Raw genomic sequence first — 18154 nt, 5'->3', positions numbered from 1 at the left:
CCCGATGACGCCCTCCATTCCCTAGCGTCATAATAAATCCTGATAGGTTCAAAAACTGACTAATCAGTATTTATACATAGGAGTTTGAGCATTGCAACAGGTTTGATATGGTCGAGGTAAATGAAATCACATGAGGCTGAGCGCATTGATTGCATGTAATGCAGACGCAAGACAGGTTTTCGCTGCAGCCATTTCGGGAAGCGCCATCATTCTGCAAGACTTGCCTGTGCAGGCCCCATTGCAGGCAGAATGGTTGCGGCAAAGGCAAAGCGCAGAATGGTTTCGGGCGTCCGTCTTGTCTGCCAGAGCGTGGGCTCATCGTCCAGGTAGGGCGCATTGCGGCCGGTCAGTGCTGGCGCGCGGGATGAAAATTCGCTCGCCATGTCTGCCTTGTTGAGGCGCCTTGCCCAGTCGGCACAGGCATTTTCAACAATTGCCAGACCGGCCAGCCGGGTAAGGCCGCGCGCGCGCCACTGGTCTGCGACATCAGAAGCCAGATCAAGCGCAAGCTGCAGATCGCCATTTTCAGCCTCGGCAAGGGCCGCAAGAAAGCCTGTTTTCAGCCCTGCGCCATAGGCCCATTTCAACAGATTTTCAGTTTCGATGGATTTATAAAAATCAGGATATTTTTTCGCAAGCCGCATGTGGAAGGCATTGGACGGGGCGACAAGCACCTTGTCGCCAAGCAGATGCTGATCCATGAGGCTTTGCCAGCGGACCCTGGCGGTTTTGGCAAGCTGCAAGGCCTGTGCGGCTTTGCGCGCCTGCAGCGCAACAACGCAATCAAGATGGACTGCGACATAAGCGACAACTGCCTGTTCAAAGGCGGGCAGGGCACTGGCTGCCCTGCCGGCAGAGATCGGCGCATGGATTGTTTCACCGCGCAATAATGCGCGGCCAAGCAGCCATAATTGCTGGACAATATCGGGTGCAGGCGAAATGTCAGACGCCGATATAGGCGATGCGGACATGCTCATCATCCATCATTGCGGCAGCCTTGCCCCGCAGGGCAATCCTGCCCTGTTCCAGCACGGCGGCCTCTTCGCTGAGGGACAGTGCCACATTGGCATTCTGTTCCACCAGGAGAACCGATTTGCCTTCCTTGTTGATCATGCGGATCACATCCGCCATGGCGGCGACCATGACGGGCGAAAGCCCCATGGATGGCTCGTCCATCAGGACGAGTTTGGGGGCAGCCATGATGGCGCGGCCAATGGCCAGCATCTGTTGTTCGCCGCCGCTCAGCGTATTGGCATATTGCCTGCGCCGTTCGGCAAGACGAGGAAACATGCTGCAGATCTGATCAAGATCGCGTTTGACCGCAGCCGCATCCGAGCGCAGATAAGCACCGATCTTCAGATTTTCTTCCACCGTCAGTTCCGGGAAAACATGCCGGCCTTCCGGTACATGGGCAATGCCGCGTTCGACGATCGCCTTGGGGGAGAGGTTCTGGATCGGCTCGCCCTCAAACAGGATCTCGCCGCTGCTTGGCTTCTTGAGGCCGGAAATGGTGCGCAGGATGGTGCTCTTTCCGGCGCCATTCGAGCCAATGATGCAGTTCACCGAGCCTGAAGCAAAAGCGATCGACACATCGCTGACCGCAATGGCACGGCCATAATGGACGGTAAGGTTGCGTAACTCGATCATAGGCTGGTTCCCAGATATGCGGCCATCACTTCAGGATGCCGGCGCACTTCCTCCGGTGTTCCTTCCGTGAGCACTTTGCCGAAATTGAGCACGGTAATCACATCGCAAAGACGCATGACCGTGCGCATGTCGTGCTCCACGAGAATGACGGTCGTGCCACTCTGCCGGATACGCTCCAGCATTTCGACCAGACGATCCTTCTCACCTGCCGTCATGCCGGTAAAGGGCTCGTCCAGTAGGAGAACGCGCGGTCTGGCCGCCAGTGCAATGGCAATGCCGAGAACGCGCTGCTGACCATGGGACAGGTCGCGCGCCTTGGCGTGGCGCAGGTTCGACAATTGCGCAAATTCAAGGATTTCATCCGTTTGCGCGCACTTCATGGCTTTTGTGCCGGATGTCTCGACCAGCCAGTCGAGCAGGCGCGGCCTGATTGTGGCGAGCATGCCGTTTTCGACATTTTCCCCAACCGTCTGATCGGGAAACAGCATGGTTCCCTGGAATGTACGCACCAGTCCCTTCAGAGCGCGGGCACTGGTGGAAAGACTGGTAATATCAACACCATCCAGCTCAACGCGGCCGGAAGTCGGCTTGTAAAAGCCGGTGATCAGCGAAAAAAGGGTCGTCTTGCCCGCGCCATTGGGGCCGATGAGGCCATGAATGGTGCCGGGCCTGACTGAAAAACTCACCTGATTGACGGCAACAAGACCGCCAAAGGCCTTTGTGACACGATGCAGGGTCAGTGGCATTCATGCGCCTCCTTTGTGTCCCGGCCATTCAGGCTGCTGTTGCCGGTTTTGCCAAAGGGAATGAGGGAAGAGAGGCTTTCAAGTCCTTGTGGACGGAAAAGCATGACCAAAATCAATATGATGCCGTAGATTCCGGGGCGCAGTTCCTCTGCAAAGCGCAATGATTCATCAAAGATCATCAGAATGATGCCTCCAAAGATCACGCCATAGAATGTGCGGGTGCCGCCAACGATTGCCCAGATCATCAGATAAAGCGCAAAATTGAGGTTGAAGCGGTTTGGCGTGACTGACCCGAAGGCGTAGGCAAGAAGCACGCCTGCAACGCCAGCGAAGGCCGCCGAAATGACAAAGGCCACGCGGCGATAACGGCGGGTATCGATGCCAACGGCTTGGGCAAGCAGATCCTGCTGTTCGATGGTGCGCCAGATTTTGCCCAGGCGACCACGTTCAATCAGCCAGATGATGAACAGGCAGAGTGCAACGATTGCAAGCGTCAAAAGATAGAAATTGAGCGGTTTGCCAAAATCGATCTGAAAGCCTGCGAAATCGAGATAGGGGGCGGAAATACCGGAAAAGCCACGTGTTCCGCCAAAATATTTCATTTTACGCCAGATGAGGCGGATGGCTTCGGCAGCGCCAAAGGTTCCCATCAGGAAATAGAAGCCGCGCATCTTGAGCAGCGGAAAGCTGAGAATGCCGGCAATGATGGCGCTTGCTGCCGCGCCAGCAAGAAGCACGATCGGGAAAGAAGCGCCATAATCCTTCACCATGATGGCGGCCGTATAGGCGCCGACACCTTGCAGGACGACATGGGCAAATGACCATTCGCCCGTCAGCACGACGATTCTGTAGCTCGACAGCATTAGCACCACAATGGCGATTTCCGTGCTGAATGAGGTGTAATAGTCACCTGCAAGCAGCGGCACTGCAATGGCGGCAACAGCCAGAATGGTGACCAAGATCAAATCGGGAAATTTCTCAGCCATGGATTAAACTTTCTGCGCTTTGCCCATCAGGCCGCTTGGCTTGACAATCAGCACGAGGAGCATGAGGCAAAGGCCGGCAATGGTGGCAATCGTGCTGTCGAAATAGGAAGCGACAAAGGTGAACAGGGTCGAATAGAGCACGGCTGCGATGATCGCCCCTTCCATGGAGCCAATGCCGCCCAGAATGATGACCACGAAAGCGGTGATGATGATTGGCTGTCCCATGAAGGGGCTGATGCGCACTACAGGCGCCATCAATGCGCCGGCGGCACCGGCAAACCGGCACTCAGCGCCATGGCGCTCATGGAAATGCGGCCAATGGAAATGCCCTGAAGGCTTGCCGCATCCTTGTCCTGCGCAACCGCACGTGTGGCCCAGCCGAATTTGGTTGTGCGCAGGATTGCTGCCAGTGCGAAAAGGATGACCAGTGTTGCGGCAATCACAACCAGCCGGTGCCATGGGATGTTGACCTCGCCAAGGCGCAGCACGCCCTTGATCGGAGCATCCACCAGCGGATTGCTGTTGATGCCGAACAACCAGACCACCGCTGTCTGCAGGATCAACAGCACACCTACGGTTACGATCAGCGCGCCCATGGGGTTGTCTTTCAGCCGCCGGAACAGCAGCAATTCCATCAGCGCGCCGATGATTGCCGTCACAAGGATGGCACCGACAAAGCCAACCCAGTAACCCGCGCCTAAAGAGGTTCCAATCCACCAGACGGCATAGGCACCGACCATGTATAGTTCACCGTGCGCGAAGTTTTCAACGCGCATCACGCCGAAAATCAATGCGAGACCTACAACAACCAGCGCCGTAGCGGCGCTGGCCATTGCAGAATTTATTAAGGTTTCGATAAAGAACTGCATCAGGTAGGGCTCGCCTGCAAATCAGCGTTTCTGGTCTGGCATGAGCGATTCTTCACGGAAACGCTTTTCGACAATGTCCTTGTGCGCATCGAACCAGCCGGCCTGATCGCCGATCTCGACGATTTCCACCTTGCCGTCCTTCACTTCGACAACCGGCCAGTTGCCAACCAGCGCATTGTCATTGCCGAACAGATCCTTGCCCCACCAGCGGGCTGCGCCGAACAGGTGCTTTGGCGGATTGGCCTTCATGCTTTCCAGAAGTGCATCCGACTCAAAGGTACCTGCGGTTTCGACGGCCTGTTTCCAGACTTCAAGTGCAGCCGGGAATTCCCACGAGGTATTGTTCCACTCATTCGGGTGGGTCTTGTTATATTCCGCATAGAAGGCGGCCATGTCCGGAAAACCGGGCGTGAACTTGTTGATGTTGGGATCGTCAAAGCGCGGGAAGAAGGCGATGGAGCCTTCCATGAATTCTTTGCTGGTGCGCGCAACCATATCCGGCAGCAGTTCAAGGCCGGCATGCAGGATGCGCCCCTTGTAGCCCTGGGTATAGAGCTGTTCGACCAGAAGAAGGGCAACCGACGGATAGGTCGTGTCGATGCAGACGACATCCGGCTTTGCAGCCAGCATGGAGCTGACAATCGGGGCAAAATCCGTGGTCGAATTGTCAAAATAGGTGTCGTTGACAATTTCAAATCCGTTGGCATCAAAGGCAGCACGCCAATAGGCAAGGGAGGTGCGCCCCGTGACGTCATCCTGCGCGCACATGGCAACCGTCTTGAGGTTGGGCTCAACCTTGCGCAGATAGTCGGCGCCAAGACCGAAATAGAACGGATGGACTTCGATCGGGGCAAGAAGATATTTCGCATCCGGGTTGAGGTCGGAGACGTAAAGCGTTGATGTCAAAAGCTTGTTTCGGTTCGAGAAATCCTGGATTGCCGACCAGTCATCGCCGCCGATCACCATGGTGAACTTGACATCCTGATCCACAAAGGAGCGTGCACCCTGCAGGGTATTTTCCGGCACATAGGCGCCGTCAAAGGAGACAACCTCAACATCATAGCGCTCACCATTGACGTTCAGACCGCCGGCCTGATTGATCAGCTTGGCCCAGACTTCAGCGCCATTCTTGGCAGGCAGGCCCCACAGGGCGAGATCGCCGGAAAGCGGCGCCAGCGCGCCAACCTTGACGGTTTTATTGGCCGCACGGGAAATTGCAGGAAAGACCAGCGTGGCTGCGGTGGCAGCAGCGGTGACAAGGGTCTGACGGCGTGTCAGTTTCAATGGTGTATCGGACATGTTCACTCCTCATATTATTGTTTTATGGCTTGTACCGACTAATCCGTAAAAAAGACCGACTAGTCAGATTATGACGCTTTCGTCGTTTTCTGCAAGTGCGGATTGTGAAAATATTGAATGGGTCTCGTGTTGATTGGGCCCGGATTTTCGCGGTGACTTCAGCACGGGACAGAACCGATGGGCGCAACATCGCGCCGGGCTGTGCAGGCTTACTGTTGGCACACTGCCATGGCCTTCGTATCATTGTGCGTTTCCCGCCGGCATTCCTGCCAGCGGGTGGTGACTGTTCGTCTGATTATTGGCTGGAAAAATCAGGCTTTGACGCATTCCAGATGCGGCGCGCACGCTTGAACTCTGCTTCAAAATGCCCGTATGGCTTCATGTAGAAGCCGGTGCGGGCGAGGGTATAGGCACCCTTCTGATGCAGATCGGCGAGGCTTTCGGCCATTTTCAGGGCAAGCAGGTTTGGATTTAGGATCGGTACTTCGGCAGGTTTGCCGCCTTCCATCAGATATTCCTGATAGATTGCGGCAATGATGGTGCAGCCCATGATCACCGTTTCCGCACCAAGTTTTCTGGCTGCCGTGGCGGACAGATTGACGACATCGCGTGCCACGGCTGCACGGTCATGGATCATGTCCTTGACAAACCAGTCGATGGCCTCAATGCCCTTGACCGTATTGCCCTGACCGCGCAAGCGTGCCTCGTCATAAAGATATGGCACTGCCTTGCGGTGGTCGGTCAGCACCATGGTGGAATAGCCGAAATTGGCGGCCATCTGGAAGGATGCCTCCAGCGGGCCGATGACCGGAATATCGACCAGCTCACGCGCCACCCGCACGCCGGGATCATAAAGGCAGCCGACAATGACCGCATCGAAACCGGTTTCCTCCGAGCGCATGACCTCTTCATAGAGTGCCTGCTCGATCATGTGTTTGTTGTAGAAGAAGTCGATGTCGGGCGGGCAGTTTTCCAGATGGGTGACGACCATTTCCGTGCCGTCGGCGCAATAATGGCCGAGCGTCTTCTGGATGATCTCGTCATAGGCGACAGAACCAAACGGATTGATGAAATTGATCCGGCGCATGTGTTCCCCCTTATCTCTGCTGCCGGCTCAAAACGACCAGCCGGCGGCAGCGAGATCCGTATCCAGTGAGCGGTGCGTGCGGTCATATTCGGCATTGCTGTCGGGAATGATGCGGTTGATGACACCAGACTGCAGCTCCTCCGAAATATGGGCGATGAGGCCAGGGAAGGTGGACTGAAGGGCAAGGCCTGTCATTTCTGCTGGCGTAAAGCCCATCTGGGTCATGATGCCTGCCAGCATGCCGACATCGTTCATGACAAGATCTGGCTTGCCGGTTGCCTGACGGAAGGCTTCATGAACGGCGGCATACCATTCATTGGCTTCACCCCAGACGCCGAATTCCTTGGCAAAGGCTTTCAATTTTTCAGCGCGAGGATCAACTCCGCGGAACACCGGATGGCCAAAGCCCGGCACACGGCGCTTGGCAGCGCGCAGTTCGGCAACAAGGGCTGCGGCATGTTCTTTCATGTCGAGGCCGGAGGCTTTCCACTTGGCAACGCCTTCGAGAATGAAACGGCCTGCATCTTCCGGCGAGACGGCAAAGGCGCCAGCGCCCAGCATGGCGGCAGACAGGCCTGCAGTCATCTGCGGATTGACCGAGACAATGGCGCGGGCGGCGATGGTGCCAGACTTCTGCAGGGCATAATCCAGAATCGACGACAGGATCACATCCATCATCCTGGCTTCGCCCGGGGTCGGGATGCGGCCGCGAATCAACAGATAGCTGATGGCAGAGAAGCTGAGCTTGCCGATGACGTCCTGCATCGGATAGCCGCGCAGATAGATATCTTCCGGCGTGATTTCACTGACCGAGGAAACCCAGAAAGATGGAGAGGATGCAGTCATGTATTCGACTCCCTTGTGGTTGGGGTTTGCTGCCCCCTCATTTGTACTTCTCAGTTAAAATTCTGGAACAGGAGGCATCACATGACAGACTCGTTAGCGCATAAACAAAACTCAATCAAACTAAAAAATACTGATTGTAATGTTTAAAATACCGATTAGTATGTGTTTCGACGATTGCCCGCAAGGGCGGCAAGAATTCAAGACATACAGGAGATGGCGATGGCTCTTGAGGCAGTTAATTCCCCGGGACAATTCTGGCCCGGCGTTTCACAGGGCATTCTGGGGCAGGGCAGCAAGATTTTCGTCTCGACCGGCCATGTCGGCACGGATGCATCTGGCGAGCCGGTAACGGAATCAGTCGAGGCGCAGATCGTGGCGCTGTTTGAAAATCTGAAGGCGACGCTTGCCGCGGCCGGACTTGGCTTTGAGCATGTGATGCGTGTGACGACCTATGTGAAAAGCTTTGATCCTGAATTCATGGCGACTTTCCGCGCGGTGCGTGCGCGCTACTACAATCAGGACTGTCCGCCAGCCGGTGTCATGGTGCAGGCCGGGCTTTATGATCCGCGGCTGCTGGCTGAATCCGAGGTTATCGCGATCGCACCGTAAAGCGCCCCCCTATGGAGCAAAGTTTCGCAAAACAGCGTGACCATAAAGCAATCATGCAGGGTTTCCTGTATGTCGTACAAGAGAACTCTCGCAAGTGCAGAACAAGGCAGCGCATCAGCTGTGGCATAATTAAAGGGAATGAAAATGTCCGATTTTTCTGGACGCATCATGGTAGTCACCGGTGGAGAAACCGGCATTGGCCGTGCAACCGTACTGGAACTTGCCAATACGGGCGCTACGGTTGTCATAGGCGGCATTCTGGCAGACAAGGCGGAGGAGACCATTGCTCTGGCCAAGGATGCAAGCGGTTCGGTTGAATTCGTTCAGACCGATGTGCGCGACGTCAAGGCCGTTGATGCACTGATTGATGGCGCGGTCGCCAAATATGGCCGCATTGACGGTCTGATCTGCAATGCCGGCATTTTTGATGGTTTCGCATCGGGTATTGATACGAGCGATGCGCTCTGGGATCAGATCATTGATGTCAATCTGCGCGGCACCTTCTATGCCTGCCGGGCTGCGCTGCGCCATATGACGAAGCAGAAATATGGCCGCATCGTCAATGTCGCTTCCGTTGGTGGCCTGACCGGCATGGCCGATGGCGTTTCCTATACGGCCTCGAAACATGGCGTCGTCGGGCTTACCCGTCATCTTGGCTGCTATTATGCCAAGGATGGCGTGACGGTGAATGCCGTCTGCCCGGGCGTGATCGTAACGCCGCTGCGCGACAATTCGACCCGGATTCTGGGCGAGGATGCTCCGGTCATGGCGGGTGTTGGCGTAGATCCGGAATGGCTGCCGCGCACAGTACCAATGGCACGCAAGGGTGAGCCGGAAGATATTTCCGCCATGATCGTCTTCCTGCTTTCCGATCGTGCTAATTACATCACCGGTCAGTGCATGACCATCGATGGCGGCTGGACGGCCAAGTAATGCAGGGCGGCTTTGCCGCCCTTTTTCGCGTTCCGGCATGAGGGGCTTCATGACAACGGTCTGTCTTACATTTGATTTTGATGCAGTATCGCTGTGGCTCAGCAGTTTTCGCACCACCTCGGTTACGCCCGTATCTCGCGGCGAATATGGCGCGACTGTTGGCCTGCCGCGCCTGCTGAAACTGCTGGATGGAAAAGCCGTCAAGGCAACCTTTTTTGTGCCGTCGCATACGGCCATTTCCTATCCCGCCGAGACACGCGCCATCCGCGATGCAGGTCATGAAATCGCCCTTCATGGCTATGTGCATGAAACGCCGCTTGGTCTGGATCGCGACGAGGAAGCGCGCTTGCTGGATGCGTCGATTGCGCGTTTGCGCAAGGTGCTTGGCAACGACTTTACACCGCAGGGCTACCGCTCACCGGCATGGGATCTGTCGGTCAACACGATCGATCTGTTGCTTGAGCGCGGCCTGATGTATGATAGTTCCATGATGGGCGATGATTTCCGCCCCTATTTCGCCCGCAAGGGTGATCAGCTTGATGATGAAAGTTTCCGTCCGGGTGAGACAAGTGCATTGATCGAGATGCCGGTTGCATGGGAACTTGATGATTTCCCCTATTTCACATTCCTCAACAAGCCGCTCTATTCAGGCCTGCGTGATCCGGCCGAGGTTGGCCGCATCTGGCAAAGCGAATTTGATTATTGCCACGAGGAAGTTGAAGGCGGTGTTTTCACGCTGACCACCCATCCACAGATCATTGGCAGAGGTCCGCGCATCCGCATGCTGGGCGCTCTGATCGATCACATGAAATCAGCGGGCGATGTCCGTTTCCTGACCATGGCCGAAGCTGCAGGTGAAGCGCGCTCGACACTGACCGCCATTTCATCTGGCCACTGAATTCGCATAGAGAAAATCCGATGTCAGATATCAAGTCCAAGCCACAAAACGTTTTTCTTGCCCTTGCCGCCAGCTTGCAGCCGGATCCAGAGCGCACGGCTCTGGTTTTCAATGAAACCAGCTTTTCCTATCGTGAATTTCTCGATCTCAGCGAAAATGCAGCGCGCAAGCTTGTTTCACTCAATATAGGCAAGGGCGACCGCGTTGCGGCCATTGCCCAGAACCGCCCGGAAATGCTGGTTCTTTATTATGCCGCAGCGCGCATTGGCGCGATCTATGTACCCATGAATCCGAATCTTTCGGAGACGGAACTGGAATATGCCTTTGGCCATTCCAAGGCAAAGATCCTGTTCCATGATGCGCAGTCGGGTGAGGGTGTCGCCGCCAAAATCCCGGCAGAGCAGCGCCGCCCGATCGAAAGCCTGATCGAGCCTGCAGGTCCGGTCGAGCTTTCGCCAGCAGACAGCATCACTTTGGACGATGATTTTCTCATCATCTATACATCCGGCACGACGGGGCGGCCAAAGGCGATCTTGCTCGATCATGCCGCACAGGTGGGGGCAGCGCTGTCCCTTGCCGAAATGTGGGCCATCGGGCGCGATGACATCACGCTTGTCGCTCTTCCGCTTGGCTTTCTCTACGGGCTTTCAACTGCTTCCGCGGTTAGCCTGCAGGCAGGCGGCAAGGTCGTGCTGCTTGCCCGTTTCCGTCCGCAGGACGTTTTGGAAGCCTTGGTTGCCCATAAGGCCACGATTTATCATGGCGTTCCGACCATGTATTCCATGATGCTGGAATATTGCGAACAGCAGAACCGTGATTTTGACTTGTCGCATGTGCGCGAAATCATCTGCGCTGGTGCACCGCTGCCGCTTGAAATGCGCCGCCGTTTTGCTGCCCGTTTCCGCAAGGAACTGCAGAACTATTATGCCATGACCGAATGCACGCCGGTCTTTGGCCGCTATAGCCGTGATCCGCAGCCGGTGCCGGAAGGCTCGGTCGGCAAGGCAGCGCCGGGACTTGCCTATCGCATCGTGCGGAGCGATGGCAGCGACTGCGCACCGGGTGAGCAGGGCGAAATCCTTGTTCGGGCAGCTGCGACCGTCAAGGAATATTACGGTGCGCCGGAATTGACGGCGAGTGCCATGGTGGATGGCTATTTCAAGTCGGGCGATCTTGGCTATTTCGATGCTGATGGCTTTTTCTTCATTACCGGCCGCATCAAGGACATCATCATTCGCGGCGGCGCCAATATTTCACCAAGCGAAGTGGAAGAAGCCTTGCTCAGCCATCCAGCCGTGCAGGATGTCTCTGTTGTCGGCGGGCCGGATCGCATTTTTGGCGAAGTGCCGGTTGCCTTTGTCATCCGCCGCGCCGGAGCAGAGGTCTCTGTCGAGGAACTCATCGCCCATGCAGGCGAATGTCTGGCCGATTTCAAGGTGCCGCGTAGCATTCATTTCATCGAGTCCTTCCCGCTCGGCAAGACGGGCAAGATTGACAAGAACGCCCTCAAGGCAATGCTTGAAAGCAAGTAAGCGCCATGGATATTGAAACATACCGCCGCCTTGATGGACTGGAACTGGCCTCGCTTCTGAAAAGACGCGAAGTCACGCCGCTTGAACTGATGGAAATTGCGCTTAAGCTTGGCGAACGCTTTCAGCCTGCGCTCAATGCGCTGTGCCATGTTGATGCCGATCTGGGGCGCAAACTTGCAAAAGAGGCGACAGAAAAGGGCGCTTTTGGTGCTTTGCCATTCCTGCTGAAGGATTCCGGCCTTGCCTCGACCACGCTCAAGGGCTCGATGGGGTCGCGTCTGTTTGCAGGCATGGGCTCTGCGGTCAATGCCACGCTGACGGAGCGTTTTGTGGCGGCCGGCTTTTTGCCCTATGGCCGCACGACGGTGCCGGAATTCTGCATGGCGCCGACGACGGAGGCCGTCGTCTATGGTGGGCCGACGCGCAATCCATGGGATCTGACGCGCTCATCGGGCGGGTCAAGTGGTGGTGCTGCGGCAGCCGTGGCCGCAGGGATTGTGCCCGTGGCACATGGCAATGATGGCGGCGGTTCCATCCGCATTCCCGCATCCTGTTGCGGCGTCTATGGGCTCAAACCATCACGCGGTCTGGTACCTTTTGGGCCGCTGCGCGGTGAAGGCTGGGGCGGGCTTGCCTGTGATGGTGTGTTGTCGCGTACGGTGCGTGATACGGCGGCAGTCATGGATGCGATTGCCGGCATGGAGCGCGGCCAGCCCTATGCTGCGCCTTTCCGCCCCAAATCCTATTTGGAACTGCTGGAGCGTCCTTTTGAGCAACCTTTGCGCATTGCGCGCTGGTCGAAGGCCTGGGACGATATTGTGATTTCGCCAGAGAATATCGAGGCACTTGATCACGCAACGCGTGTGCTTGAAGGGCTTGGCCATGAGGTGATCGAGGCCGAACTGCCACCGATCAAATATGCAAGTTTCATTGATTCACTCATCGATGTGATGGCGGCCAATGTGGCGGTCACTGTGGGTGGCGTCTTGCGCGGGCGACCGAATGCCGATCTGCGCGAATTGCTGGAGCCTGCCATTCTTGATGCCTATCAGATTGGCCGCAACATGCCTGCGGAACGCTATGTGCTTGCCATCACGCGCTTCCACAATATTGGCCGTTCGCTGGAAAATTATATTGCCGATTATGATTTCATTCTGACGCCCACGCTGACGGAGCCGCCGGTGAAGCTGGATGAAATCTCGATGCAGAATGATTTCCGCAGTTTCCGCAAACGGGCAGGGCGCTATACGACCTTCCTTGCCATACTCAATGCATCCGGCCAGCCGGCAGCCAATATTCCGCTCCATCGCAATGCTGATGGCTTGCCGATTGGCGTGCAGCTGATTGCGCCATTTGGTGGCGAGGCTGATCTGATGCGGCTTTCTGCCCAGATGGAACTGGCCGAGCCCTGGAGCCATTATCTGCCGGAAATACCGGAATGAGTGAAGGCAACACACATCAAAAAGCCGGCAGCAGGTGCCGGCTTTTTGTTTTCATATTTGGTCAGTGAAATCAGTTCACGCGACAGCCATCCAGAATGATGCTGACGAAATAGTCGGCCACCTGTGCCGGCTTGAGGGCGCGGTTTGGCTTGTACCAGGTATGAGTGAAGTTACAGATGCCAACAATGCTGGTGACGATGATATAGGGCGGCATATCCTTGAAAATGCCGTCCTTGACGCCGCGCAGATAGGTGTTGGTAAACAGCTTGTCGAATTCGCGCTTTTTCTCGTTCACGGTCTTGCGCTGCTCTTCGGTGAGTTCCGAGACGTCGCGGAAATAGATCGCCGTCCATTCGCGCTTGTCCATGACGTTGAGCGCATGCTGACGGATCATTTCGGCAAGCTGTTCATCGGCCGGAATGTCCTTGGAGACAATGGCCTGCATTTCTTCCCACCAGGTATTGTGGATCTTGTTGAAGATTTCCCACAAAAGCTGATTTTTATTCTTGAAGTAATAATAGACGACCGACTTGGTATAGCCGAGTGATGCGGAGACATCATCAATCGTAACTGCCCGATAGCCGCGCTCTGCGAACAGTTCAGCCGCGGCAGCGAGAATCTCGTCCTGCACATAGGCTTGCTTACGGGCTTTCAATTCATCGCGGCGCGTCACGTTCATGGTGGTCCAATTCTGTTTTCTGTGCCCTGCAGATGCGATGGGCATCCTGTGTAATTTTCATCCAGATCTATGATGGTACCAATCCATAGCTTTGAAAAAACTGACTTTCAAGTCCCAAGAGGTTGGTTCCGAAACTCTCTGGCATCAAAAAGATTCTTATTGGTTTTTATAAGAACCAATTGTGTTGACAAACATACTAATGAGTATGTAAATGGTCTCTATAGTATCAGCCGGGGAAAGCCGCAGAGTCGGGATCATCCGGAAACAATGCCAATAAATATACGGAGATCAGCATGGACGCCTCAAACGCAGCGGGAAAAGATACCCTCAACGTCGGGCCGAACGCGTTGTTTTTTGATCAGTTCGTTGTCGGTGATGAATGGAAGAGCCCGCGCCGCACAATCACAGAGGCAGATATCGTGATGTTTGCCGGTCTGACCGGTGACTATAACCCGGTTCACACCGACGAGGAATTTGCCCGTCAGACCCCGTTTGGCACACGCATCCTGCATGGGCCTGCCGTTTTTGCCATTGCGACCGGCCTTGAATTCCGCCTTGGCCTCAAGGAGGGCACGGCGATCGCGTTTCTGGGCATGACCTGGGATCTGAAGGCGCCGGTCAAGATCAATGACACGATCCATGTATATCAACGTGTTGAATCGGTGCGTCCAACCAAGAATCCTGCGCGCGGCATCGTCACCTTCTGGGTTGAGGTGCGCAATCAGCATGATGAAGTCTGTCAGCAGGGGGAATGGAAGGTCATGTTCCACGCCCGTCCGAACCAGGCTTGATGCATTGAAGCATTGCAGGCCTTTACAGTGATCCGGCTTATGAGCAACAGGGATCGCTGTTACAGAAAACATGGGTGCGCATGCCGTTCTGAGTCTGCGCAACCAGCCATTGCCAGAGGGTCGTGGCGCAGGGTTGATCGATAAATGGGCTGGCCCGAAGCATTTTGTTTTGGGCATTAGGAGGAAGTCTTGGTCGCGGAACAGGAATTGAACACCAAGGTTCCCAAGGAAGCATCCACCATCCTTGAGGTTCGGAATTTGCGCAAGGCGTTCGGCACGCATGAAGTGCTGAAGGACATCAGTTTTTCCATGCGCAAGGGCGAAGTGGTGGCGATCATCGGGCCGAGCGGCTCGGGAAAGAGTACGCTTCTGCGCTGTCTCAACCAGCTGGAATCGGCTTCCGGTGGCACGATCACCATTGATGGGCTGACCATTCATGCCGACCATCGCCTGCGCCGTCAGGAGCTGATGGCGCTGCGCCGCAAGGCGGGCATGGTGTTCCAGTCCTTCAACCTGTTTCCGCACATGACAGTACTGCGCAACATCAGTCTGCCGCAGGAACGTGTTCTGGGGCGTAGCCGTGCGGAAGCCGACAAGCGTTCGCTGGCACTGCTTGAGCGCGTTGGTCTTGTCGACAAGGCCGGTCAATATCCGGCGCGCTGTTCGGGCGGCCAGCAGCAGCGCATTGCCATAGCGCGCGCCCTGGCGCTTGATCCGCAGGTCATGTTGTTTGACGAACCAACCTCCGCACTTGATCCGGAGGTTGGCCTGGAAGTTCTGGCGGTCATGAAGGAACTGGCCGATGCGGGCATGACCATGGTGGTCGTCACGCATGAAATGCATTTTGCCGAAACGGTTTCCGACCGTGTACTCCTGATGGCGGACGGCCATATTCTTGAGGATGGCCCAAGCAAGGAAGTCATGCGCAATCCGAAATCAGAACGCGCCAAGCGCTTCCTCCATGCGGTTTTGAACAGATGAACTGGGATTTCGCCTATCTCATCCTGACCGGCCTGCCATGGACCCTTGTGGTAACGCTTGGCGCCTTTGCAATCGGGCTGGTGCTTGGCATGCCGCTTTGCGCCATGCATGTGTCGAAGAACCTTGTCCTGCATTATCTGGCCATCGCCATCATCATCTTCCTGCGTTCCATTCCCCCCATCGTCTGGCTGTTCCTGCTTTTCTTTGGTCTGGGGTCAGGCATTATCAGCATTGGCGCCATACCGGCGGCAATCATTGCCCTTGGCCTGGTGACGGCCGCCAATATGGCGGAAATCTATCGCGGCGCCCTGAACAGCATCCACAAGGGGCAGTGGGAGGCAATTACTGCACTCGGTCTGCCACGCTTTTCATCCTTCATTGACGTGATCATGCCGCAGCTCTTTCGCGTCACGCTGCCATCGGCGGCCAGCTATCTCATTGGCCTGCTGAAGGATTCTGCGATCGCTTCGACGGTTGGCGTTATGGATATCGCTTTCCTTGCCAATTTCGTGGCACGCAAGAGCTTTGATGGCCTTGCTCCCTTTGCCTTTGCAGGCCTTCTCTACATTCTGATCAGCATACCGATTGCGCTGATTGCCCGTGTGACCGATGCACGACTGAGACAGAAGGTGGCACAATGATAGACGTGCTTGAATTCTGGGCGACTTATCTGCCGCAATTGCTGAATGGTCTGGCCGTCAGCCTGAAAGTGACGGGCGCCTCTCTCATGATCGGTATTCCGCTTGGGTTGATCCTTGCCCTGACCGTACAGGCCAAGTCATTGCCGATCCGCTGGCTCAGCCTGATCATTGTCGAGATTGGCCGCGGTGCGCCGGCGCTGATCCTGCTGCAATTTGCCTATTTTGGCCTGCCCAATTTGGGGTTGAGCCTCACCTCCTTCATGGCTGCGGTGGCAGCCCTCAGCTGGAGTACGGCCGCCTATACCAGCGAGATCATCCGTGCCGGGTTGCAGGCCGTGCCGCGCGGGCAGATCGAGGCATGCGATGCGCTGGGCATGAGCCTTGCCGATCAGCTGCGCTTTGTCATCGTGCCGCAGGGGTTGCGCGTGGCCGCACCTGCATTGCTCGGCTTTGCCGTGCTGATGCTGCAGGCCTCATCGCTTGCCTTTACCATCGCGCTGCCGGAATTGCTTTCGCAGGCTTATATGATCGGCACATCGACCTTCCGCTACATGACCATTCTGGTTCTGGCTGGTGCGCTTTACGCCAGCATCTGTATTCCAGCGACACTTCTTGTGAGCTGGTTTGAACGCCGTCTCGATCGTCACATCTGACAAGGGGAACGACGGAATTTTCATTCAAAATGGAGGACGACACATGAAAAAGCTTCTGATGAGCGTAGCCGTGTTGCTGGCAACGCATTTTTCCGTCGCGGTTGCTTCGGCGCAGGACTGCACGACGCAAGTCAAGACCATCACCCCGGGCACGCTGATCGTTGCCGGCTATGATTATGCGCCATTTTCCGTGCCAAAGCCGGATGGCTCGCTCGGCGGCATCGACTTTGACATTGTTGCGGCTGTCGCGGAAGAAAACTGCCTGAAGGTTATGCCTATGGCGGTTGATCCATCGGCTGCCGTTCAGGCTGTCGTGGCCGGCAAGGCGGACGTTGCCATCGGTGGCTGGAACCGTACGGAATCCCGCGCCAAGGTGCTCGATATTTCCACGCCCATGTATCTCGATCCGACCGCCATCTTCTCAAAGGAAGGTATCGACACGATCAAGGGGCTGGAAGACAAGACGGTCGGCACGGTTTCCGGCTATCTGTTCGTGCCGCAGCTTCAGGCCATTCTTGGCGACAAGCTGAAGCTTTATCCGAATACGGTTGCTCTGGCGCAGGATCTTGATGCCGGTCGTATCGATGTGGCTGTTGATGGCTATACTTACGGCATCTATTCGCAGAAGAATTCCGGCGCCTATAAGGGCATCCAGATCAAGATCCCGCAGCCGGATGAGCGTGTTGGCTCGACCGTTCGCCCGCCGCAGGCTGGTGTTCTCTACACCAAGGGCAATGAAAGCCTCGGCAAGGCACTCGATGCCGGCATAGAACGCCTGCGCAAGGAAGGAAAGATCAAGGATGCGGTGGTTGCCGCAGGCTTTGATCCGGCTCTGGCAGAAGTTGGCGAGCCTTATTTCGTCAAGTAAGGCACGCACTATACGCGCCAGCTGACCCCAGGGCGGAAGGCTTTCCGGTCTGGGGTCTGCTCGTTCACGATAACAGGAATTGCAATATGACCCAGCCTGTCACCACCATTGTTGCGCCACTTACAACCTGGACCGGGGAAGTGATTGAAGAGTGGCTGGATTATAATGGGCATATGACCGAGCACCGCTATCTGCAGGTCTGCGGCGAGGCATCCGATCATCTCTACGGGCTGATCGGGGTTGATTTTGCGCGGGCCGAGGAGGGCGCTTTCTACACGCTTCAGACCCATCTCGTACATCTGAAGGAATGCCGTCTGGGCACGCCCTTGAAGGTGACGTCAGAAATTCTTGGCCATGACGACAAGCGGCTGCATCTTTATCACCGCATTTTTGATGGCGCGGGCAATCTGCTTGCCACGGGCGAACACTTGTCGATCCATGTCGCCCATGGCAAGTCTGGCCCGGCCTCACCCGCAATGCAGCAGAAAATCGCCGAAATCCATGCTGCCTGTGTTGGTCTGCCATTGCCCGCCGGAACGGGCTCGGTTCTTCACAAGCCGCTTGCCATTCATCGCAGTTGAAACTTGTTCCATTCAGTGAAAAAGCCGCGTCTGGTTTCGGGCGCGGCTTTTTGATGGGGCATTGTG

Annotated in this window: 21 protein-coding genes; 11 read left to right on the top strand and 10 right to left on the bottom strand. The window is 56.0% G+C overall.

The features are described 5' to 3' along the window. Positions 1–206 precede the first annotated feature (206 nt). The 9 genes from ACFO1V_RS08305 to ACFO1V_RS08265 all read right to left on the bottom strand — a co-directional run bounded on the left by ACFO1V_RS08305 (position 207) and on the right by ACFO1V_RS08265 (position 7480). Positions 207–971 carry a hypothetical protein gene (locus ACFO1V_RS08305; RefSeq protein ID WP_374829514.1) on the bottom strand — a complete coding sequence of 255 codons (765 nt, stop codon included), beginning with the start codon at positions 969–971 and terminating at the stop codon, positions 207–209. After that, positions 943–1647, bottom strand: a complete 705-nt coding sequence (locus tag ACFO1V_RS08300) for an ABC transporter ATP-binding protein (RefSeq protein WP_374829516.1) — start codon at positions 1645–1647, stop codon at positions 943–945. The genes ACFO1V_RS08305 and ACFO1V_RS08300 overlap by 29 nt, the downstream gene beginning before the upstream one ends. Beyond that, positions 1644–2393, bottom strand: a complete 750-nt coding sequence (locus ACFO1V_RS08295; RefSeq protein WP_374829518.1) for an ABC transporter ATP-binding protein — start codon at positions 2391–2393, stop codon at positions 1644–1646. Before ACFO1V_RS08295 ends, ACFO1V_RS08300 begins: the two co-directional genes overlap by 4 nt. Next, on the bottom strand, positions 2384–3379 hold the full coding sequence (locus tag ACFO1V_RS08290) for a branched-chain amino acid ABC transporter permease (protein ID WP_374829520.1): 996 nt from the start codon (positions 3377–3379) through the stop codon (positions 2384–2386). Before ACFO1V_RS08290 ends, ACFO1V_RS08295 begins: the two co-directional genes overlap by 10 nt. Before the next feature lie 3 nt (positions 3380–3382). Further along, positions 3383–3634: a hypothetical protein gene (locus ACFO1V_RS08285; protein ID WP_374829522.1), complete on the bottom strand. Its 252-nt coding sequence runs from the start codon at positions 3632–3634 to the stop codon at positions 3383–3385. Further along, a complete protein-coding gene (locus tag ACFO1V_RS08280) occupies positions 3634–4248 on the bottom strand; it encodes a branched-chain amino acid ABC transporter permease (RefSeq protein WP_374829524.1) in 615 nt (204 codons plus the stop codon). Before ACFO1V_RS08280 ends, ACFO1V_RS08285 begins: the two co-directional genes overlap by 1 nt. A gap of 21 nt (positions 4249–4269) precedes the next feature. Next, positions 4270–5547 carry an ABC transporter substrate-binding protein gene (locus ACFO1V_RS08275; RefSeq protein WP_374829526.1) on the bottom strand — a complete coding sequence of 426 codons (1278 nt, stop codon included), beginning with the start codon at positions 5545–5547 and terminating at the stop codon, positions 4270–4272. A 295-nt stretch (positions 5548–5842) separates the two neighbouring features. Next, positions 5843–6634, bottom strand: a complete 792-nt coding sequence (locus tag ACFO1V_RS08270; protein ID WP_374829528.1) for an aspartate/glutamate racemase family protein — start codon at positions 6632–6634, stop codon at positions 5843–5845. A 27-nt stretch (positions 6635–6661) separates the two neighbouring features. Next, positions 6662–7480 carry a citryl-CoA lyase gene (locus ACFO1V_RS08265; RefSeq protein ID WP_374829530.1) on the bottom strand — a complete coding sequence of 273 codons (819 nt, stop codon included), beginning with the start codon at positions 7478–7480 and terminating at the stop codon, positions 6662–6664. A 219-nt stretch (positions 7481–7699) separates the two neighbouring features. Between ACFO1V_RS08265 and ACFO1V_RS08260 the strand changes: the two genes are divergently transcribed. From ACFO1V_RS08260 to ACFO1V_RS08240, 5 genes are all read left to right on the top strand, one after another. Further along, a complete protein-coding gene (locus ACFO1V_RS08260) occupies positions 7700–8089 on the top strand; it encodes a RidA family protein (protein ID WP_374829532.1) in 390 nt (129 codons plus the stop codon). Positions 8090–8233: 144 nt separating this feature from the next. Then, positions 8234–9022, top strand: coding sequence for an SDR family NAD(P)-dependent oxidoreductase (locus tag ACFO1V_RS08255; RefSeq protein ID WP_374829534.1), 789 nt, complete (start codon positions 8234–8236; stop codon positions 9020–9022). 49 nt (positions 9023–9071) lie between these two features. Continuing rightward, the gene (locus ACFO1V_RS08250) at positions 9072–9920 is read left to right on the top strand and encodes a polysaccharide deacetylase family protein (protein WP_374829536.1); all 849 of its coding nucleotides are present in this window, start codon (positions 9072–9074) and stop codon (positions 9918–9920) included. Positions 9921–9940: 20 nt separating this feature from the next. Then, on the top strand, positions 9941–11452 hold the full coding sequence (locus ACFO1V_RS08245; RefSeq protein WP_374829538.1) for a class I adenylate-forming enzyme family protein: 1512 nt from the start codon (positions 9941–9943) through the stop codon (positions 11450–11452). Positions 11453–11457: 5 nt separating this feature from the next. Then, entirely contained in the window at positions 11458–12894 is a 1437-nt protein-coding gene (locus ACFO1V_RS08240) for an amidase (protein WP_374829540.1), read from the top strand. Positions 12895–12964: 70 nt separating this feature from the next. On the opposite strand, the gene ACFO1V_RS08235 is transcribed toward ACFO1V_RS08240, so the two are convergent. Beyond that, complete coding sequence (locus ACFO1V_RS08235) at positions 12965–13573, bottom strand: TetR/AcrR family transcriptional regulator (protein WP_374829542.1); 609 nt, start codon at positions 13571–13573, stop codon at positions 12965–12967. A 293-nt stretch (positions 13574–13866) separates the two neighbouring features. Between ACFO1V_RS08235 and ACFO1V_RS08230 the strand changes: the two genes are divergently transcribed. From ACFO1V_RS08230 to ACFO1V_RS08205, 6 genes are all read left to right on the top strand, one after another. Continuing rightward, positions 13867–14364, top strand: coding sequence for a MaoC/PaaZ C-terminal domain-containing protein (locus tag ACFO1V_RS08230; RefSeq protein ID WP_374829544.1), 498 nt, complete (start codon positions 13867–13869; stop codon positions 14362–14364). Positions 14365–14604: 240 nt separating this feature from the next. Beyond that, positions 14605–15345 (top strand): amino acid ABC transporter ATP-binding protein, encoded by a 741-nt coding sequence (locus tag ACFO1V_RS08225; RefSeq protein WP_374829674.1) that lies wholly within the window; start codon positions 14605–14607, stop codon positions 15343–15345. After that, positions 15342–15986, top strand: a complete 645-nt coding sequence (locus ACFO1V_RS08220; protein WP_374829546.1) for an amino acid ABC transporter permease — start codon at positions 15342–15344, stop codon at positions 15984–15986. Before ACFO1V_RS08225 ends, ACFO1V_RS08220 begins: the two co-directional genes overlap by 4 nt. Beyond that, positions 15983–16639 (top strand): amino acid ABC transporter permease, encoded by a 657-nt coding sequence (locus ACFO1V_RS08215; RefSeq protein ID WP_374829548.1) that lies wholly within the window; start codon positions 15983–15985, stop codon positions 16637–16639. The genes ACFO1V_RS08220 and ACFO1V_RS08215 overlap by 4 nt, the downstream gene beginning before the upstream one ends. A gap of 43 nt (positions 16640–16682) precedes the next feature. Further along, entirely contained in the window at positions 16683–17507 is an 825-nt protein-coding gene (locus ACFO1V_RS08210; protein ID WP_374829550.1) for a substrate-binding periplasmic protein, read from the top strand. Positions 17508–17593: 86 nt separating this feature from the next. Further along, positions 17594–18088 carry a thioesterase family protein gene (locus ACFO1V_RS08205; RefSeq protein ID WP_374829552.1) on the top strand — a complete coding sequence of 165 codons (495 nt, stop codon included), beginning with the start codon at positions 17594–17596 and terminating at the stop codon, positions 18086–18088. The last annotated feature ends 66 nt before the right edge of the window (positions 18089–18154 follow it).

Source organism: Daeguia caeni (assembly GCF_042653845.1).
Classification (GTDB): Bacteria; Pseudomonadota; Alphaproteobacteria; order Rhizobiales; family Rhizobiaceae; genus Brucella; species Brucella caeni.
This window is presented reverse-complemented; position numbering and strand designations above follow the sequence as displayed.

What these genes read in the sequence shown, in the direction of transcription:
- ACFO1V_RS08305 (WP_374829514.1), bottom strand. Translation starts at nt 971, where the DNA reads ATGTCCGCATCGCCTATATCGGCGTCTGACATTTCGCCTGCACCCGAT.
- ACFO1V_RS08300 (WP_374829516.1), bottom strand. Translation starts at nt 1,647, where the DNA reads ATGATCGAGTTACGCAACCTTACCGTCCATTATGGCCGTGCCATTGCG.
- ACFO1V_RS08295 (WP_374829518.1), bottom strand. Translation starts at nt 2,393, where the DNA reads ATGCCACTGACCCTGCATCGTGTCACAAAGGCCTTTGGCGGTCTTGTT.
- ACFO1V_RS08290 (WP_374829520.1), bottom strand. Translation starts at nt 3,379, where the DNA reads ATGGCTGAGAAATTTCCCGATTTGATCTTGGTCACCATTCTGGCTGTT.
- ACFO1V_RS08285 (WP_374829522.1), bottom strand. Translation starts at nt 3,634, where the DNA reads ATGGCGCCTGTAGTGCGCATCAGCCCCTTCATGGGACAGCCAATCATC.
- ACFO1V_RS08280 (WP_374829524.1), bottom strand. Translation starts at nt 4,248, where the DNA reads ATGCAGTTCTTTATCGAAACCTTAATAAATTCTGCAATGGCCAGCGCC.
- ACFO1V_RS08275 (WP_374829526.1), bottom strand. Translation starts at nt 5,547, where the DNA reads ATGTCCGATACACCATTGAAACTGACACGCCGTCAGACCCTTGTCACC.
- ACFO1V_RS08270 (WP_374829528.1), bottom strand. Translation starts at nt 6,634, where the DNA reads ATGCGCCGGATCAATTTCATCAATCCGTTTGGTTCTGTCGCCTATGAC.
- ACFO1V_RS08265 (WP_374829530.1), bottom strand. Translation starts at nt 7,480, where the DNA reads ATGACTGCATCCTCTCCATCTTTCTGGGTTTCCTCGGTCAGTGAAATC.
- ACFO1V_RS08260 (WP_374829532.1), top strand. Translation starts at nt 7,700, where the DNA reads ATGGCTCTTGAGGCAGTTAATTCCCCGGGACAATTCTGGCCCGGCGTT.
- ACFO1V_RS08255 (WP_374829534.1), top strand. Translation starts at nt 8,234, where the DNA reads ATGTCCGATTTTTCTGGACGCATCATGGTAGTCACCGGTGGAGAAACC.
- ACFO1V_RS08250 (WP_374829536.1), top strand. Translation starts at nt 9,072, where the DNA reads ATGACAACGGTCTGTCTTACATTTGATTTTGATGCAGTATCGCTGTGG.
- ACFO1V_RS08245 (WP_374829538.1), top strand. Translation starts at nt 9,941, where the DNA reads ATGTCAGATATCAAGTCCAAGCCACAAAACGTTTTTCTTGCCCTTGCC.
- ACFO1V_RS08240 (WP_374829540.1), top strand. Translation starts at nt 11,458, where the DNA reads ATGGATATTGAAACATACCGCCGCCTTGATGGACTGGAACTGGCCTCG.
- ACFO1V_RS08235 (WP_374829542.1), bottom strand. Translation starts at nt 13,573, where the DNA reads ATGAACGTGACGCGCCGCGATGAATTGAAAGCCCGTAAGCAAGCCTAT.
- ACFO1V_RS08230 (WP_374829544.1), top strand. Translation starts at nt 13,867, where the DNA reads ATGGACGCCTCAAACGCAGCGGGAAAAGATACCCTCAACGTCGGGCCG.
- ACFO1V_RS08220 (WP_374829546.1), top strand. Translation starts at nt 15,342, where the DNA reads ATGAACTGGGATTTCGCCTATCTCATCCTGACCGGCCTGCCATGGACC.
- ACFO1V_RS08215 (WP_374829548.1), top strand. Translation starts at nt 15,983, where the DNA reads ATGATAGACGTGCTTGAATTCTGGGCGACTTATCTGCCGCAATTGCTG.
- ACFO1V_RS08210 (WP_374829550.1), top strand. Translation starts at nt 16,683, where the DNA reads ATGAAAAAGCTTCTGATGAGCGTAGCCGTGTTGCTGGCAACGCATTTT.
- ACFO1V_RS08205 (WP_374829552.1), top strand. Translation starts at nt 17,594, where the DNA reads ATGACCCAGCCTGTCACCACCATTGTTGCGCCACTTACAACCTGGACC.